The 18,048-nt window shown below is 36.5% G+C and carries 19 protein-coding genes, 1 tRNA gene and 1 pseudogene; 7 read left to right on the plus strand and 14 right to left on the minus strand.

What is annotated here, in order from left to right; translation table 11 throughout:
• Positions 1-16 precede the first annotated feature (16 nt).
• The gene (locus J7E66_RS09665) at positions 17-1,540 is read right to left on the minus strand and encodes a sugar ABC transporter ATP-binding protein (RefSeq protein WP_308162493.1); all 1,524 of its coding nucleotides are present in this window, start codon (positions 1,538-1,540) and stop codon (positions 17-19) included.
• A 446-nt stretch (positions 1,541-1,986) separates the two neighbouring features.
• Here J7E66_RS09665 and J7E66_RS09670 point away from each other — a divergent pair, with 446 nt between their 5' ends.
• Positions 1,987-2,844 (plus strand): AraC family transcriptional regulator, encoded by an 858-nt coding sequence (locus J7E66_RS09670; protein WP_214999565.1) that lies wholly within the window; start codon positions 1,987-1,989, stop codon positions 2,842-2,844.
• Between the two features lie 147 nt (positions 2,845-2,991).
• On the opposite strand, the gene J7E66_RS09675 is transcribed toward J7E66_RS09670, so the two are convergent.
• Together J7E66_RS09675 and J7E66_RS09680 are read right to left on the minus strand one after the other, a co-directional pair.
• Positions 2,992-3,771: a Cof-type HAD-IIB family hydrolase gene (locus J7E66_RS09675; protein ID WP_214999989.1), complete on the minus strand. Its 780-nt coding sequence runs from the start codon at positions 3,769-3,771 to the stop codon at positions 2,992-2,994.
• Between the two features lie 142 nt (positions 3,772-3,913).
• A complete protein-coding gene (locus J7E66_RS09680; protein WP_214999567.1) occupies positions 3,914-4,873 on the minus strand; it encodes a LacI family DNA-binding transcriptional regulator in 960 nt (319 codons plus the stop codon).
• 490 nt (positions 4,874-5,363) lie between these two features.
• Between J7E66_RS09680 and J7E66_RS09685 the strand changes: the two are divergent.
• Positions 5,364-5,615, plus strand: a pseudogene (locus tag J7E66_RS09685) (IS5/IS1182 family transposase); the annotation flags it as partial.
• 656 nt (positions 5,616-6,271) lie between these two features.
• Here the strand turns inward: J7E66_RS09685 and J7E66_RS09690 are convergent.
• The 4 genes from J7E66_RS09690 to J7E66_RS09705 all read right to left on the minus strand — a co-directional run bounded on the left by J7E66_RS09690 (position 6,272) and on the right by J7E66_RS09705 (position 9,899).
• Positions 6,272-6,730 (minus strand): CBO0543 family protein, encoded by a 459-nt coding sequence (locus J7E66_RS09690; RefSeq protein ID WP_214999569.1) that lies wholly within the window; start codon positions 6,728-6,730, stop codon positions 6,272-6,274.
• A gap of 393 nt (positions 6,731-7,123) precedes the next feature.
• The gene (locus tag J7E66_RS09695) at positions 7,124-8,467 is read right to left on the minus strand and encodes an SCP2 sterol-binding domain-containing protein (protein ID WP_214999571.1); all 1,344 of its coding nucleotides are present in this window, start codon (positions 8,465-8,467) and stop codon (positions 7,124-7,126) included.
• A 442-nt stretch (positions 8,468-8,909) separates the two neighbouring features.
• Positions 8,910-9,506, minus strand: coding sequence for a TetR/AcrR family transcriptional regulator (locus J7E66_RS09700; RefSeq protein WP_214999573.1), 597 nt, complete (start codon positions 9,504-9,506; stop codon positions 8,910-8,912).
• Positions 9,507-9,827: 321 nt separating this feature from the next.
• A tRNA-Val gene (locus J7E66_RS09705) sits at positions 9,828-9,899 on the minus strand.
• Between the two features lie 183 nt (positions 9,900-10,082).
• On the opposite strand from J7E66_RS09705, the gene J7E66_RS09710 reads away from it, so the two are divergent.
• The 5 genes from J7E66_RS09710 (at position 10,083) to J7E66_RS09730 (ending at position 14,646) form a co-directional block, all read left to right on the plus strand.
• A complete protein-coding gene (locus J7E66_RS09710; protein WP_214999575.1) occupies positions 10,083-10,307 on the plus strand; it encodes a hypothetical protein in 225 nt (74 codons plus the stop codon).
• Between the two features lie 114 nt (positions 10,308-10,421).
• Entirely contained in the window at positions 10,422-11,144 is a 723-nt protein-coding gene (locus tag J7E66_RS09715) for an alpha/beta hydrolase (protein WP_214999577.1), read from the plus strand.
• Positions 11,145-11,267: 123 nt separating this feature from the next.
• Complete coding sequence (locus tag J7E66_RS09720; RefSeq protein ID WP_214999579.1) at positions 11,268-11,780, plus strand: YjcG family protein; 513 nt, start codon at positions 11,268-11,270, stop codon at positions 11,778-11,780.
• Between the two features lie 5 nt (positions 11,781-11,785).
• Entirely contained in the window at positions 11,786-12,208 is a 423-nt protein-coding gene (locus J7E66_RS09725) for a GNAT family N-acetyltransferase (protein WP_214999581.1), read from the plus strand.
• A 137-nt stretch (positions 12,209-12,345) separates the two neighbouring features.
• Positions 12,346-14,646, plus strand: a complete 2,301-nt coding sequence (locus tag J7E66_RS09730; RefSeq protein WP_214999583.1) for a UvrD-helicase domain-containing protein — start codon at positions 12,346-12,348, stop codon at positions 14,644-14,646.
• A 25-nt stretch (positions 14,647-14,671) separates the two neighbouring features.
• Here the strand turns inward: J7E66_RS09730 and spoVIF are convergent, their stop codons facing one another.
• The 7 genes from spoVIF to J7E66_RS09765 form a co-directional block, all read right to left on the minus strand.
• Entirely contained in the window at positions 14,672-14,926 is a 255-nt protein-coding gene (gene spoVIF / locus J7E66_RS09735; RefSeq protein WP_214999585.1) for a sporulation-specific transcription regulator SpoVIF, read from the minus strand.
• Positions 14,927-15,097: 171 nt separating this feature from the next.
• Entirely contained in the window at positions 15,098-15,214 is a 117-nt protein-coding gene (locus J7E66_RS09740; protein WP_098528384.1) for a YjcZ family sporulation protein, read from the minus strand.
• Positions 15,215-15,322: 108 nt separating this feature from the next.
• The gene (spoVAE, locus tag J7E66_RS09745; RefSeq protein ID WP_168242521.1) at positions 15,323-15,679 is read right to left on the minus strand and encodes a stage V sporulation protein AE; all 357 of its coding nucleotides are present in this window, start codon (positions 15,677-15,679) and stop codon (positions 15,323-15,325) included.
• A 4-nt stretch (positions 15,680-15,683) separates the two neighbouring features.
• Positions 15,684-16,709: a stage V sporulation protein AD gene (spoVAD, locus tag J7E66_RS09750; protein WP_214999587.1), complete on the minus strand. Its 1,026-nt coding sequence runs from the start codon at positions 16,707-16,709 to the stop codon at positions 15,684-15,686.
• A complete protein-coding gene (spoVAC, locus tag J7E66_RS09755) occupies positions 16,710-17,189 on the minus strand; it encodes a stage V sporulation protein AC (protein ID WP_214999589.1) in 480 nt (159 codons plus the stop codon). It abuts the gene before it with no gap.
• A 16-nt stretch (positions 17,190-17,205) separates the two neighbouring features.
• Positions 17,206-17,676, minus strand: a complete 471-nt coding sequence (locus J7E66_RS09760) for a sporulation protein (protein ID WP_214999592.1) — start codon at positions 17,674-17,676, stop codon at positions 17,206-17,208.
• 148 nt (positions 17,677-17,824) lie between these two features.
• Complete coding sequence (locus J7E66_RS09765) at positions 17,825-17,986, minus strand: hypothetical protein (protein WP_214999594.1); 162 nt, start codon at positions 17,984-17,986, stop codon at positions 17,825-17,827.
• Positions 17,987-18,048: the final 62 nt, after the last annotated feature.

Consider the following 18,048-nt stretch of genomic DNA (forward strand, 5'->3'; position numbering starts at 1 on the left):
TCTTCTTTTTGAACATTCATCCGATTTTTTCTCCTTTCATAATTCCTGCACAGCACGCCATGATTTTTTCTTGATCAAACTCCTTTCGGGTAAACTCTCCAGTCATTTTCCCTTCACTCATGACAATGATACGGTCACAGATTCCAAACAGTTCAGGCATCTCTGAGGAAATGACAATGACAGACTTTCCACTACTTGCAAAATCGGAAATAATTTTATAGATTTCAGCTTTAGCACCTATGTCGATTCCCCTAGTCGGTTCATCCAATATTAAAATATCCGGGTTATTAATAAGCCATTTAGAGATAACAATCTTTTGCTGATTACCTCCGCTTAGATTCTTAACGGCCACGTTCCGGTTGGGAGTTTTTATTTTTAATGATTGGATTTGTTCATCTACCACACGATTTTCCTTTTTTTGAGAAATAATATTCTTGAAGAAAGCAAATTTTCGTAAATTAACTAAAGTTATATTATCTCTTACCGAACCTGTTAAATTTAAGCCTGTTTGTTTTCTATCCTCTGTTACTAATGCTATTCCGTTGTTGATAGCCTGTTTTGGGTGCTTATGGACCACCTTTTTTTGATTGATATAAATTTCTCCACTATGAGGAGGGTGAACCCCAAAAATACTTTCAACCACTTCCGTTCGTCCTGCGCCAACGAGACCTGCAATTCCAATCACTTCTCCTTGGTGGACGTTAAATGAGATATTTTCAAAACTGCCTTTTCGAGTAAGATTTTTTACCCCCATGAAGACGGTTTCATTTTTGGCAGTTTTTGATTGATAGACATCCTTTAATTCTCTTCCCACCATTAAGGAAATAAGTTGATCCTGATTTAGCTCTGCGGATGGTTTACTATCGATAAAACATCCATCTCTTAAAACGGTGATATCATCAGCAATTTTAAAAATTTCATCCATTTTGTGAGAAATATAAATAATAGATTTCCCTTGGGATGATAGCATTTTAATAATTTCAAACAGTTTTTCAACTTCTCTTTCTGTGATTGCTGAAGTTGGTTCATCCATAACGATTACATCTGCATTATTCGAAATCGCTTTCACAATTTCGACCATTTGTCTATCTGAGACGGATAGAGCAGACATTTTTTTATCTGGATCCAAATCAATCTTATATTGGTTAAAAAGTTTAAGAGCTCTTCCTCTCTGTTCCTTCTTGTTAATTACCTTGGACTTGCCCAAGCATGGTTCTCTGCCAAGAAAGATATTATCCGCAACGGTTAGTTCGGAAATAAAACTTAACTCCTGATGAATCATACTGATTCCATAATGTAAAGCATCACGGGGATTGGTAAACCCCACTTTGTTCCCTTTTAGAAATAGCTCACCCTTATCCGGTTTATAAATTCCAGCAAGGATTTTCATAAGGGTAGATTTTCCTGCACCATTTTCTCCCATAAGTGCATGGACTGTCCCCTTTTTCACGAAAAGAGATACATTATCAAGAGCTTTCACACCAGGGAATGACTTGGAAATTCCTTTCATTTCAAGAGCGAACACATCTTTGTTTTCCACCTAAAAAATTTCCCCCTTTATCTAAATTTATTATCAATATTACTTTTATTTCAGTAATCTGACTATTTAGAATATTACTATTGCCATAGTGTTTAAACAATTAACTATCGTGCTGAATTAGAAAAAAAACTATAATATCTTGCTATTGAATGTAATTTATTAAACTCTTGAAGGTTAACTAATATGATTAATTAAAAAGCGACCTTCTAAAAAAGAAGGATTGTATAGAATAAATTACATAAAAATAACTATTTCGCAAATGAATATATTGATATAAAATAAAAAAAGGCAAAACAATTCCACAAAATTTAAAATCCAAAAATCTTTACTATATTGTTATCAACGAAGAAAAAAACTATAATATCTTGCTATAAAGAATATTATCCTGGAAAAACTTATAAGTAAGGGGGATGATTATGGAGAGCTCAAACAACAAAGATTTTGAAATGGAATATTTGGATACACCTTTAAAATTCAAGAAACCCCCAGTACTTGCATACGCAGGGCAGGTCGGAGGTAATCCCAATTGGAATTTTCCAAGCCACAAGCATGATGATTTATGTGAAATTATTTATATTTGTGATGGAGAAGGAACCTTTATTATTAATAATAAAAGTTATACTGCAAAAAAAGGGGATATTCTCATATACAATGCAGGGGTCATCCATGAAGAATATTCGAATCCATCCAACCCTCTAGTAACTTACTTTTGTGGAATCTCCAATTTAGCTATTGATCAATTGCAGGAACTTTGTATTATACCTTTTGATCTTGAACCGATTATACAAAAAAATAAATATTCTGATTTAATTGGACTCTACTTTTCACATATATTTGAAGAATCCTCTCTTAAAGCAGCTGGTTATGAAATAATATGTCAAGGTTTACTCACATCCTCAATCGCATTAATACACCGGGCTATTAAATTGCAAAATTTGAGGAATGAAACTAAAGAATCCAATACACTCGCCTATCGTATAAAAGAATTTATTGATAAAAATTATAAGAAAAACATAAAACTTGAGGACATCGCTGATGCATTATATATAAACAAGTATTACCTTTCCCATGTATTCAAAGAACAAATGCAAATCACACCTATTAATTACTTGATTAATCGACGAATCGGAGAAGCTAAGAACCTTTTGGTATCGACCGAGTTAAAAATAAGGGAAATTGCGATAATTATGGGTTACGATAACACAAATTACTTTACGTTACTTTTTAAAAAGATGACCGGTGAAACACCCAAACAATTTAAAGAAAACCATAAAAAAAATCTATTTTATCATAAGAATCCTTAAATTGTATTGCTTCATAGGATTGCCGTTACATTCTCCAAAATCAAAAAATATTTTAGCACTACTTATGCATATGAAATAAACCGAAAATATAAAGTTTCGAAAAGAAACTTATTTTTTTTCGGTTCTTTAAAGTTAATCGGTATGAAGTTATAACAGGCCGACCATTTGGAGCCCCTGGAAAATTCCATTTTCTTCAACAGATGTTGTTACATATTTTGCAACTGACTTTACTTTTTCTTCGGCATTCCCCATTGCCACACTATTCCTTATAGTGGAAAGCATTTCCATATCATTAAGCCCATCACCAAAGGCATATTGGCGTTCCTTTGGAATACCTAGTATTTCAACTATTTTTTCAATACCTTTGGCTTTTGAGCCTCCCTTTGGAACTACATCGACTGACACAGGATGCCATCTTACTAAATCAAAATCATGAAATTCCTGTTCATATTGTTTCTCCTCCCCTTCTGGACAAAAAAGGAGAGTTTGAAACAGCTCGCGTCCTTTGTAATAATGCGGATCATGCGTAGGAAAACGGCTAATTTTTAATGTAGCAATACTTTCTTTTATGTATCTATGCTCTGGAACATTAGCCTTCATATCTTCGTGATCCATAAAGACTACAGGATGATTATTTTGAAGAGCTGCTTCTGTTAGCTTTTCAAGAGAAGAGATCTTTAATGGATTTTTATATAACACTTCTCCTTTTAACACTACGTATTGCCCGTTATAACTAACAAATGTATTAATATCCAATTCTTTTCGCAAATCCTCAAACATAAAAGGAGCTCGCCCAGTTGCAATTGCTATTTCATGTCCAAGTTCCTTTAATTTAAAAATTGATTCTTTCGTTGAAAGAGGCAATTCTTTATCATGAGTTAGCAAAGTTCCATCTATATCAAAGAATATAATGCTTCTATGAGTCATTTTTGCTTCCAACTTTCAATGTGTATTTTTTTAAATTTAATTTCATTTATATTGTTTAAGTGGCTTTTTTAACAATGAACCCACGCAAAAGGCAATTAAATTGTTTCAAATAAATCACAACCAGAAAAAGAGACGAATACGCTTAAGCTGTTCCTCTTTCAATTAGTTTTACCGATATTTCCTTATTTAAGATATCACTATTTACCGCTTGAAGGAAAAGGCTTTTACCCATCTCTTCAAGTGGGATTTCTATTGTAGTAATATTCATCATTTTAGCTATTGGTTGATTATCGAATCTAATGATTGCAAGTTCATCTGGAATAGATATATTCTGGGTTTGACAAAAGGTAACGATTCCAGCTGCAACTTGATCGCTCGTCACCAACAATGCCGATGGCGGTGTATCCATTTCTTTTAATCGTTTAATGACTTTTTCACCGTCTTCAAAATAGAGGCACTCATCTATAATGTAATTGGGCTGGAAATGCAAATTATATTTCTTAACAAAATCCCTATATGCTTTCTCCCGATCAATGCTATTTGTCCCTGCTTTTCTACCTATACAATACCCAATTTTCCTATGACCTTTATGATACAAATATTCTAATGCACAAAAAAAGATTTTGTAGTGGTTAACATAAGTGGATGAAAACTTTTTCCCTTTAATAATTTCACATAATACAATTTGTCCAAATTGCAAATGCTCTTCAATAACAGACAAATCGCAGGATCTCGAACAAATAATTAGTGAATCAATCTGTTTTTGTTGCAACATTTGTAAAGCTTCCCTTTCCCTGCTTTCCATATAGTCGGTTTGAAATAAGACCAACTTATAGTTATTTTCCAATGCTTGCTTTGCTACTCCCTTTAATAACTGAGCAAAATATGGATGATCGGAGAATGGTAGAACCACTCCCATCAACTGTGTTTTTCCCTTACTTAAATGAACAGCATTTATGTTTTTATGAAAATTGGTCAATTTAATAGCATCTAAAACTGCATTCTTTTTTTCTTCACTAACATATGGGTGATTATTTAATACACGGGAAACAGTGGTTTTGGAAACTCCAGCCATTTTGGCCAAGTCTTTTATATTTGCCATGTTCTCACCTTTTCCAAAATACGATAGTAATCATCATCAATTTTTAGATGTTCACAGGTCGACTTACATTTCAATCTTTTAGTTGCTCGAACATTTCACCTAATTTTTTCGAAAAATGTTGTTTTGGTTGTAACATCCCCGCTATTTGCATTAGCAATACAGAACAAAAATTTTGCTTTTAAACCTTCTAGGTAATTACTTTTTATTTGTGTCTCAATTTAATTTCTTAATTTTTTAATTGGGTTTGATTAGTTGTATAAGTTTTTTTTACAGTAGAATCGATGAAATAATCATCAAAGGATTGGATTGGTTCCACTTTTATCCGTTGTTCAGATGACTTTAAGCAATAGAAAGCTGCGATATAGATTAAAAAGCAAAGTAAAATTTAATTCAAACATTCAATTGTCTCCTCGCTTTCTGTTATTTATTATGAGTGTAAATTATGAAACGCGTTCCATGTCAAATTCCATAATTAGGTGTAACTCAGTAAATGTTCTGTTATCTTGATCACCGAACTACAGACATGAAGTTCAATATTATTAAGGATGTACATATTACACCTGGTTATGTTCATGATTCTGTTCCTTATCTGAAACGGTTGGACCGTCATGTCCAACGATTTGGATTTAGGGTAGAAGCTGTAGCACTAGATTCAGGTTATCTCACTAGGCCTAGTTGTAAGGGACTTTCTGACCGAAAAATCTTTGGAGTTATTGCTCATAGAAGATATCAAAATAAAAAATTGCCGAGAAAAATACCCTTTCTCGACAATCTGAACGTACCTTTCTGTACGTTTTTTGTTTATTGAATCATGTTTGAATAGCTTTCTCGCGTTGCCTGATCTCATATTTACTGGATGCAAAGTTGTGCATGTTTTCTGAATGAAATTCATCATCGCCATTCGACTTGATCATTTTCTACCCATGTTGTTCCACAATCGCCTCGATTATGGAAGATCTTATTGAAAATAAGCCCCTGTTACTTTAAGTCAATTATTCACAATCTTACCTTTACGATTTTTTATTTCGAATAAGCCCATTACCTAGATAAGAAAAAGCATTACTCTCCAATGAAGTAATGCCCAATAACACCTAAAATCAATGTCTGCTAATGCTTATTGCATGATTTGGTTCCATTGCTACACAGACCCCAAAGTTCTGCTTTTTACGTTAATCTCAGTGGAACTTTATAAAAGCGCCCTTCAATGGAGTAACATGACTGGCGTTTTTAAACATCTTTATAGTTAATCAATACTACAGACGCAATTTCGTGGCTAATATGATTAAAATGGATCTAGTCCCTATTTAATATGAAAAAAAAAACGTTGAAAGCCTATTAATATATCCGTCTTAAAGACTTATGGTTTATGAGCGGTCTTTATTATGGATAGTCTTCAATTTATCTTTCATGTCTGTTAATTAATTTTATAAGGATACGGATAAACATCATTAGAAAAAAGGTACTGATAAACGTGTGTTTCCATGTCCAAGTATGATATTCAATTAAATCAGTATATCTTTCCAAAAGAACCTCAATGCTCGTTAAAACAGAAGTATACAATGCACATTTCAGAATAATGCTAGGATATCTTGAATAATAAGTTGCTTGATAAAAGTAAATACAGACAACTGGAAATAAAAGATTTTCATAAAGAATGCTAGAACTGAAATAGTTACTTAAAAAGCTTATTGGATATTCAATCATTTTTCTTTCAACAACAAGAACACCAAGAAATGTTGAGAAAAAAGAGGTCAATAAGAAAATTAAAATCAAATCTTTAATTGGTGGTTTTCTTAAACTATAAAAGAATAAGGCGATTCCTATTATAAGTAGTGACCATAAAATGATTCTTTCCATGGATAATCAGTCCTTCAAAAATCGATAACTTTCTCATCAGTCATTATAACCAAAATAAAAATTAAATCTTTATCATTTAGAAATTTCTCATTTTTAAATTAATCTTCAAGAATCTGGCCCGATTGCAGAACAAAAAAATCCTGCATATCAATACAGGATTTTTGATCAAACCTTTGTAAATTATCAAACTTTATTCTAAACAGTGTGACTTTTTTATAAACATCGTGACTTTATTTCAAAGACACAACTGTCGTAGGCAGCTAAGAAACAAAGTAAATTAGGAGGCAGCTTTTTAAGAGATTTTTCTATGAACTGTATCGGTAAAGAAATAATGTATCGAACCTAACAAAATGTTTATGTTATTTCCCACTTTTATTAAAATCTTCTCATCTTTTATGACGGAAAGCACTTGCTGAAAGCCTTGAACAGCTTTAACTGGCCTTTTGTGCGAATTTTACCAGACATGATGGCTGATAATATCCCTGTTTCTTTGGCTAACAGCCGAATCCATGTTTGACTGTCTGCAATAAGTTGGAAATCTGCATCCCCGATATGTCCCTTTTCCACAGTAAGGGTCTTGTTCTTAATGCTAACCGTTGCTTGAGCATTTTCTTCTCCAGTAAATGTAAAATGATAGGTAGCAGCTAAATCTTTTGCTTGATTTCTTTGAAACATATGAGGAAGCACTTGCAAAAACGCCCGGATTGATTTCGATCGTAAGCCGTTGCTTACCGGCCGAACTTGTTTATGGGGAAAACGCTTTTTGACATGATCCTCAGCGTCGGAATTCGGCACAACATACACCATTTCGCTTTTATCCTGTAATGGTTTGACAACGTCCTTCAAAAATTTCTTACGATCGTCAAGAAACTCACCAATTACATCTTCTCCAGCAGGACAAACGGACAAACAGTAGGCCGCTTTATAGCTAGCCCCAAAAGAAAGGCTCTGCCACATAGATGCTGTTTCTCCATCATTTACTTTGTCCCTGTATGCTTTAGAATTTTTGCTGTCGGTAATCTTCTCCACCCAATCGGTGAAGCCGCCGGAAAATTCTCTATAGTTGTGCGTATAACAGGCGGAGAAATTAAAATGACCATCAGCGCCAATGGCTCCTACCGGGCAGGCAGCTACGCACAATTTGCACTCCAAACACGGATTATAATCAATGGGCTGACTTTCCGAAGTCATATCTGCATTTGTAAGGATCGTACCTAACAAAATAAAGTTGCCGAACTTGGGATGAATGACATTTCTATGGATGCCGATTTGCCCGAGTCCAGCCGCAACCGCAATTGGTTTATGCGAGATGACCCATGCTTTTCCGGTACTTTCCTGCTCCATCGGGAATCCTGCTGGCGGATTCAATGCTTTGATGCCTTGCTCTTCAAGCTCTTTCACGATTTCATGTCCGATATGCGTTACGTTATCGACAACATGATGAAATTCCGTATTTGCAATGGATCGAGCTGTCGAACGCAAGGGCTCGCGGTTCATTTTACAGACGAAACTAATAAGCGTCCTAGCTTCAGGAAACAGATTTAAAATTTCTTTTCGTTGGTCCTCAAGTTCGTTTCGGTCAATAGAGACGAATCCAACATCGTCGGCTCCTGCATGTAGACATAAATTCCGCAACCATTGTGTATCTATGCGCCCACCTTCAGTTCCCTGCATAATTTCCTTTTTCTTGTAATATTGTTTTACGGTAGGATGATCATTTATTGTCACCTTTTTCATGGCACTCAACTCCTTAGTCGTTCAATTTAAGGCCCATCCGTTAGTACTACCCTGTTTGATGGCCTGCCCACTCATTCGAAGTCGTGCATTTCATACAGACTTCGTAAAATTGATTTTTGTTCTAGCGTTGTGAATGTCTCCCCTTCGCTGAGGGTAGATGCGTAGGCTGTTCTCATCGCTGTATCAGTAGCATCGCAATGTACGCCGTCGTGAAGCTTTCTTACCAAGGCTCACGGAACTTGTAAGGAAAGCTTATCGGCACGGTCAAGACTTAAAGTTTCTTTCTTCTTGCTCATCGATGATCAGACGACATCCACTATGACAGCATCCTTGTCAGATTTCGTAGTATCGTCCCCTTCTAAGTATTATAGATAGTTACAGAGACCGATCGGTCTCTTTTAGAGTGAAAAAAAAGCCATCACCTGCTTCTTTTTTAGGACTGCTAGGCACAGTTCTGAGCAAGAAACGATCTAAGATGATGCACAGCTCTTTTCATGTACTCTTGGTTCTTGTAAAGTTTGCTAAGTGCTAGCGCCCCCTCCAGCGTGGAGATAAACACGGTCGCCACAAACTCGGGATCCACTCCTGGTTTAACCTCACCCTTCTTTATGCCTTCCTGAACAAGATTACGAACCATTCCGAGCAAGCCATCCATTGCTTCACGGACTTTATCTTTAAGCAATGGGTCTGCGTCATCTGCCTCAATGGCAGCATTCATAATCGGGCAACCTCCCGGGAACAATTCTCTTTCAGCAATCCCCTCGAATACGGAAACAATGGAAAGAAGACGTTCCATGCATCCTTGTTTGCCTGCCATTGCTTCAGAGAAAAAATGACTCATCGTGTCAATGGAAAAGGAAAAAGCGCTCAACATTATTTCCTCTTTATTTTCGAAATGGTTATAAATCCCTCCTTTTCGAAGACCAGTCTCGTGCATGATGTCGGAAATAGAAGATGCCCTATATCCTTGGCTATTAAAAAGTTTCGATGCTTTTTCTAAGATCAGGGCTTTAGTCTGTTCTCCCTTGCGATTAACCATGAATCTATTTGCCTCCGTTTGAAAAAGATTTACGAAATTTGTAAGACCATTCGGTCTTTTTTATTGTACGATTAGGTAGTATCTTTGTAAAGTGCAAAAAATAATAGGCATATAAAAAGGCAGTAAGTTCTTTTATTGCTACAACAAAACTGATTGTTTTAGAAAGACTCATTTTAAAGATGCAAGTAGCTTTAGCTACACCAGCTTCTTTCGCAACACTATTAAAGTTAACAGTCTTAGAACTCGGAAAATGAAATATAAATTAGAAACTACAGAAAATGAAAAAAGTCCTAACACCATATAGATGTTAGGATTTTTTGATGACCTGTGAGGGATTCGAACCCACGACCCCTTCCCTGTCAAGGAAGTGCTCTCCCACTGAGCTAACAAGTCATATTTAATTAAACTACATTTCTAATTATATAAATTTTTTCGGTAATGTCAATAGTTTAATTAAATTCAATGAATTACATTTCTCTTATAACCCTAAAAAAGAACATTCGTTCCATTCACTTTGAATAAAGAACAAATGTTTGGGTATAATAATAACATATGTTAAAGAAAGGGGCGATTCACATGGATGGGCTTTTCATCCGTTCAATCGAGGAAAATATTCCATTAGAAATGATTTATTTAGCCGACAACCAAGAACTTTCACAACGGAAGTTGATTGTGAAGGAAGTTCACGACGAATACATTCGTGCGTATTGTTTGCTGCGCAAACAAATGCGCACCTTTAAACGGGAAAATATATTATCGATTATGCCTGATTCTCGCACCAAACAACGCTACCTTCACTAATCCTTCTCTTACCTACATTCACATATCATTCTTCCCAACTATCTTTAAAAGCATTTCCACTTTAGTTTTGTTATAATGCAGTGGTAAAGATCGAATTATTGGGGGAATCATTGCATGGAATTTCCAAAAGGCACAATGAAAGAACTTACCTTTCACAGCAGGGAGCTTGGAGAAGATTTACAGCTTCTCGTTTATCTCCCTGCAAATTTCTCACCGTTATATAAGTATTCGTTGCTGATTGCCCAGGATGGCAGGGATTATTTTCAACTTGGCAGAATTCGCCGATTAACAGACGAGTATCTTTTTGAAAAGGAAATTGAAAATTTAATTATTATTGGGGTACCCTATAGGAATGTAGAGGACCGCCGCAGGAAATACCATCCTGAAGGCGAACAGAATCAGCAATACATTCGCTTTCTTGCCCATGAATTAGTTCCGTCTTTAGATCAAGAGCTTCCAACTTATCAAATGGGCTTGACCAGAGCGCTTATAGGAGATTCTCTGGGCGCAACTGTTTCGTTAATGGCTGCCCTTCAATATCCTCATACATTTGGAAAAGTCCTTCTACAATCTCCATATGTGGATGAAAATGTATTGAATTCGGTCCAGAACTTCTCGGATGGACAGCTTTTACAACTCTATCACGTAATAGGTAATCAAGAAACTGAAGTTCAGACTACGAATGGCAAAATTGAAGATTTCCTGACCCCTAACCGGAAGCTTTCAAAAATAATTTCAGAAAAACCTATTACATATTTTTATGAAGAATTTAACGGGAATCATACTTGGACCTACTGGCAGCCAGATTTAAGACGGGCTCTTAAAATGCTATTTTAATCTTATTAGAATATACATCAAGATAAGTCGTTTAATATTTTTTGAAAATTTGCTATAATATCAGGAAGGTTAATTTTTTGTTTTTGTTAAAAAAGGTCAGTTCATCAAAACGGAGGTATACGTATGAAATTTGGAGTTGTTATTTTTCCATCAAAAAAACTACAGGACTTAGCTAATTCCTATCGAAAACGTTATGACCCGCATTATGCTTTAATTACACCTCACCTAACATTGAAAACTGGATTTGAAGCGTCTGAAGAAGAAGCAAAGGAATACGCTGAAAAGTTACGGAGAGTAGCTGCTAGCCATAAGGCATTTACATTAAAGACTTCAAAAATCAGCTCTTTTCAGCCTGTAAATAATGTTATTTATTTCAAAGTAGACAAGACAGATGAACTTTCCGCCTTGCATAATGAGGTCAATCAAGAGTTTACGGAGCAAAACTTAGAATATGCATTTGTTCCGCATATCACGATTGGTCAAGAGCTATCTAATGATGAGCATTCTGATGTTCTTGGATCACTGCGTATGACTAAGATTAATCATGAAGAAACGGTTGACCGTTTCCATCTACTTTATCAATTAGAAAATGGTTCCTGGACCGTTTATGAAACATTTCGTCTTGGAAAGGAATAGTTTAAGTGAAAGTCAAGATTGTAGAAAATCAAAAAGAACATGAAGATGCCTATTCAGTTAGGAAAATCGTTTTCGTTGAGGAACAAAATGTCCCTCTCGAAGAGGAAATTGACGCCTACGAGGACGAGGCAAAGCACTTTGTCATGTACGATGAAGGATCTACAATAGGAGCCGGTCGATTTCGTTTCGTTGATGGCTATGGAAAAGTTGAACGAATTTGTGTATTGAACAAGGCAAGGAAAACTGGTGCAGGAAAAACGATTATGAATGCAATCGAGAACTATGCTCTTCAAAAAGATATTCATAAATTAAAGCTAAATGCTCAAACACATGCCATTCCCTTTTATGCAGGACTTGGTTATGAGATTGTCTCAGAGGAATTTATGGATGCTGGAATTCCTCATAAAACGATGGTAAAAGAAATATAAATTAAGGAAGCACTTGGCGCTTTATGCGGCAAGTGCTTTTTGGTAATTCCAGCAATGTCGGTGAAACCCTTTTAGTTACCCTCAGGTTTTGATATGATAGAACATGTCTTGATTTTTTGATATAGAGGGTAAAAATTATGAAAACAGCAATTTATCAAAATCAGAATATTGTCCTTGAACAATTAAGCAGGGATCAATATCAAAAAATATTTCTCGCCGGAAAAAATGGTCAACTGAGCTGCCCTGTATGCAAAGGGAACGTTCGATTGTTTTTAGGAATTCAGAAGAACCCCCATTTTTTCCATACACATTCACCTGAAATACATTGCCCAGAACCCACTGTAATAATGGAAAAAGTAGATTCACAACAATCTTCCGAAGTGAACGGATTTAACATCCCAAAGGGTAGAACCATTACACAGATCCCGCAAAGCGTGGATCTTTTCAAAAAGTCTATAAATATTGAATATACGGTTGCGTTTAAACAAACAATTAGTGACAAGCATGAGGAGCGCTCACCGTATTTACAGCAACTTGCAGACAGTGGAGTTGTTCTTGATGGAAGTCAGGCTGCTGCTGTTATGGAGACAGAAGGCTCCTTATTAGTCCTTGCTGGTGCAGGGAGTGGCAAAACTCGAGTGTTAACAGCACGAACAGCGTTTATGCTAGATGACAAACACATCGACCCTAGGACAATCATGCTCGTTACATTCACGTCAAAAGCTGCTGCTGAAATGAAGAACCGTCTGCTTTCCTATCCGCTAATGAAACGAGATAAAATCAATCAGCTTGTTACCGGAACCTTTCACAGTATTTTTTATCGCATTCTAATGTTCCATGATTCAATTAATTGGTCTTCAAATAAGCTGCTAAAAAAAGAATGGCAGCGAGACAAAATCCTGAAGGAAGCTGGCAAAGAACTCGACTTGTCCGAAAAAGAATTTGCCTATGATTTAGCTCTTCAGCAAATCGGATTATGGAAAAACTCTCTGCTGATGCCAGATGAAGTAAAGCCCACCACCGAATGGGAAGAAAAAGCAGTCTTTTTATATAAAAGATATGAAGACTATAAGAGAAAAGAAGGTCTGTTTGATTTTGACGATATGCTAATAGGCTGCTATCAACTGTTTACCACCACCCCTTCCCTGCTTGAACAATATCAAAATCGGTTTCATTATTTTTTAATTGACGAGTTTCAGGATATTAATAAGGTCCAGTATGAGCTGATCAAACTTTTATCCAGAAAACATAAAAATGTTTGTGCCGTTGGCGACGATGATCAAGCGATCTATTCGTTTCGGGGTAGTGACCCAAGCTATTTGCTAGAATTTGAAAAAGATTTTCCCTATGCCAAAATGGTCACACTTGATCAAAATTATCGATCGTCTCATGAAATTGTCTCGGCTGCTAATCAAATGATTGCAGCTAATAAAATGAGAAGAATAAAGAAAATGAAAGCACAGTTTTCATCAGAAAAACTCCCACAGTTATTTTTCCCCTATGATGAAGAGGAAGAAGCAACAATGATTATTACCGATATACAGGAGAGGATTTCACTTGGTGCAAATCCTTCAGACTTTGCCATTCTTTATCGGACCAATGCAGGTTCTCGCGCGGTGTTTGAAAGACTGGCTGGCTCCAACCTTCCTTTTAAAATCGATTTGGATGCAGAGGCTTTTTACGAACGCTATATTGTGAGAAGCGCCCTTGCATTTCTAAAGGTGAGTTTAAATGAAGATGACACGCAAGCAATGTCAGACATTTTACCATTATTATTTTTAAAGCAGGCAGTCCTAAAAGAATTAAAAGCACAAAGTATCCTAAAAGACTGCAGTCTTCTTGAGGCACTCGCACACTTAACGACAGCCCATGCATTTCAGGAAAAGAAATTAAAAAAAGCTGTCACGATTATTCGAGGGTTAAAGCATTCTTCACCTCACACTGCGATTGAAAGGGTTGAGAAAGATATCGGCTTTCTTGATTTTCTGAAAAAACGCGGAAATGAATCGAATAAACTTGAAAAAGGATCGGACGATCTTAAGGATTTAAAGGTAGCTGCAAAAAGTTTCGACAAAATTCAAGCATTTCTAGCTCATTCCGAGCATATGTCGGCGATGAACAAAGAAATCAAAAATTTGAGTAAACATTTTCATGAAGCAATCAACCTAAGTACAATCCACCGCTCAAAAGGCCTTGAATACAATACCGTATATATGATCGGCTCAGTCGATGGCAGCCTTCCGCATGATTTTGCCCTGGAAGCCTATCGAAATGGAGACTTTACTGCACTCGAAGAAGAAAGAAGACTATTTTACGTGGCGATGACCCGTGCAAAAGAGCAGCTGTTTATTTCTATTCCGCAAAATAGACGAGGGAAAAAAGCAAATCGCTCAAGGTTCCTAGTTTCTCTTACTAAAAAGAAGAAGACCGATTCCTAAAACTTAGGAAAGTGGTCTTCTTCTTTTACTTTTTATTGATCATATTCGAAATTGTATTAAGGTCAAGCTGCTTTCCATCGTTAATGATTGATTTTACAATTTGATCTTCCATTTCTTTATTTACCGGTTTATTGGCAATTTGAGAAACCCGACGAATTACATTACGGACTGTTTTTTCATCTTTAAAATTCGCATTTTGTAATGAATTGGCTAAATCTAAGATATCTTTCATATTAACGCCCGTTTTCTTTTCAATGTTTTTAAAAAATCCATTATCCATGGTAAAAGATCACGCTCCTTCATAAACTACTTTATTGTATGAAGGAAAGGGAAAATGGTGAATTAAATAGGAAAAGCGTACGAGCCCTTAAGCGCATACGCTAAACAAGTAAAGAAAGGGCTGGCCACTTTTTTTGGCCAACCCTTTCTATTAATACAAGCTTACTGTTTATTAATAGAAGCTTGCACCAACAATGATTAAAAGGATGAATAATACGACGATTAACACAAAAGTTGAACCGTACCCGTATCCACCACCGTAGCCGTAGCCGCCATATCCAAAGCACATAGAATGTCACCTCACTTCTGTAATCTCATTAATAACATATGAAATTACTTTATACTGTGTGTAGGCGCGACATCTATTTCAGTAATTTGAGTTTTAAAAATGATTCATTTACCCTTTAGGTTTAAAAATGAGTGCACCAATAAAACCGAAAATAATCGCTGCAGAGATACCGGAACTTGTCACTTGGAACATCCCGGTCAGTACTCCTATTAGCCCATGTTTCTCTGCATCCTGAAGTGCCCCATGGACTAATGAATTTCCAAAACTGGTAATTGGAATGGTAGCACCTGCCCCTGCAAAGTCAACTAGTGGCTCATACAGTCCAAAACCATCTAATATAGCTCCAATGACAACGAGCAAACTTAGTGTATGACCAGGTGTAAGCTTGGCAACATCAAATAAAAGCTGCCCTAGAACACAGATTAGCCCACCAATAACAAATGCCCAGAAAAACATCGCTAGCATAGGATCACCCCTTATCTCCATTCATTTCAATGGCTACAGCATGTGCAATACATGGTATCGATTCGTTTTGCTGAAAGCTGAGCGGGGATAGCAGAGCCCCCGTCGCAACTACTAAGATTCGTTTATATGTACCTTTTTTCATTTGGTTCAGGAAATGCCCATACAAGGCTGTGGCTGAGCAACCCGCACCGCTTCCCCCCGATTGTACAGGCTGATCATCCTTATACATTAATAAACCACAATCCTGAAATTGTTTTCGTTCTAATTGAAGTCCACTCTTATTGATTAACTCGAAAGCTGTATCATGACCAACTCGGCCAAGGTCACCAGTGACAATCAAGTCATAATATGAGGGTTCTAATTGAAGATCGCGGAAATGGGCCATAATTGTATCAGCTGCTGCTGGTGCCATCGCGCCGCCCATATTAAACGGATCGGTTAATCCCATATCGATGACTTTTCCAATCGTTGCCGAAGTTGTTACTGGGTGCATCTTTCCAGATTCATTTGGTTGCACAAGTGCTACCCCTGCACCTGTTACCGTCCATTGTGCAGTCGGAGGCTTTTGACCTCCATACTCTGTTGGGTATCGAAACTGTTTTTCGACTGCTGCATTATGGCTTGAAGCACCCGTAAGTACGTATTTTGCTCCCTGGTAATTTACCACAAAAGAGGCTAAGGCCAGCCCTTCCATGGACGTTGAGCAAGCCCCAAACAGACCAAAGTATGGAATCTGCATTGTCCTTGCCGCAAAACTGGTTGGCGTAATTTGATTAATTAAGTCTCCAGCAAATAAAAATTGAATCTGCTCTTTCTCAACATTCCCTTTTTGTAAAGCTGTTTTAATTGCTTCTTCTAATAGTAAACGGTGGGCTTTTTCATAAGACTCCTTTCCCATCCATAAGTCCTCATATAATAAATCGAAATCATTGGCTAAATTTCCATTGGCTTCAAATGGACCACCAGTAACCCCGGTAGCTGTGATCATTGGCCGATTTGTAAATATCCAAGATTGATGCCCTTTTAGCAATTACAAAACCCCCCAAATCACTAGCAGCGTTTTAACAAGCGCAACAACAAAAGCTGAGAAAACACCGAAGAGCACGACCGATCCTGCTAGCTTGAACATATTTCCACCTACACCTAAAACAAAGCCTTCTGTTCGATGTTCGATACATGCCGAGATTACGGCATTACCAAAGCCGGTAACGGGCACAGCACTTCCTGCACCAGCAAATTGTCCTAGACGATCGTAAATTCCGAAGCCAGTGAGTAACATTGATAAAAAGACCATTGTTGCCACGGTCGGATTTCCTACACTCTGTTCGGTAAAATCAAAAAAGTAAATATAAAAGTAACTGATGGCTTGGCCGATAACACATATAAGTCCACCAACAAAAAATGCCTTAATACAATTCTTCAAAACAGGCCTTTTAATTTCATGTTTCTGCTGAAGCTGTTGGTAATTGCGCTGCTGAGGCGTCATGTTTTTCTGCTTTTCCGTTGGCATCTACATTCTTCCTTTCTTACTTCATTTCTTTCGTCATTTTAACAATGTCGTTAAAGCGTTTTTCAGCCCTTTGATGAGAAAATTTAGAGGAGGTTTTCATTCTCTCATCAAGTCTCACTGCTTCGAGGAAAATTTTGTAGTCACTTGAAATGGTAAAGTTATCATTGGGATATTTTTCTTTAAGCATTTTGTTGATGTTTTTTTCAATTTTTTTCATTCTAAAACGATGCATATGCTTAACCTTATATACCACTAGTGTATCTTTTTTCCCTTTTATAACGGCCACATCATATAATTCTGGAAACGCGCTTACATCATGCTCAATTTCTTTCACATGATTTTTACTTATGTTTTTCCCGGTTACGATCGGATTAGGATTCGTTGTTTTCATAAGGGCTATTTGACTATCCTTAACCTGTGGATTTTGACTACAGGAGGAGAGTAATAATAAACAAGCGAATAATACCCAATGATGAATAGCTTTCATTTGATTCCCATCCCTTATTCCGTTTTTTAACCATCACTATAGGTAGTTTTTTCGATATTGTCTAAAATTATGACTAGTTAAGAGTAATTTATCTTTATTCCTTCGTAAAACAAAAAAACTGCCAGTCAATCTGGCAGTCCCCTTAAGCCTATTTAGAAGTTTTTTTTCCGCAGCCACAACCTGAACCTTTTTGCTTTATGGATTTTGACGGTTGATAAGTGTGAGTTGATTGTGTTGTTTCTATATCTTGTGTTGTTTCTGTACCTTGTGTTGTGGTTGTATATTGGTTTCTCCTTTTTTTCTGACTCATTAATTCTCTCTCCCTTGCTATCAATTCATACCTACTAGTATTAGAATATGACTAAGATGTAG

The organism is Bacillus sp. ISL-7 (assembly GCF_018613065.1).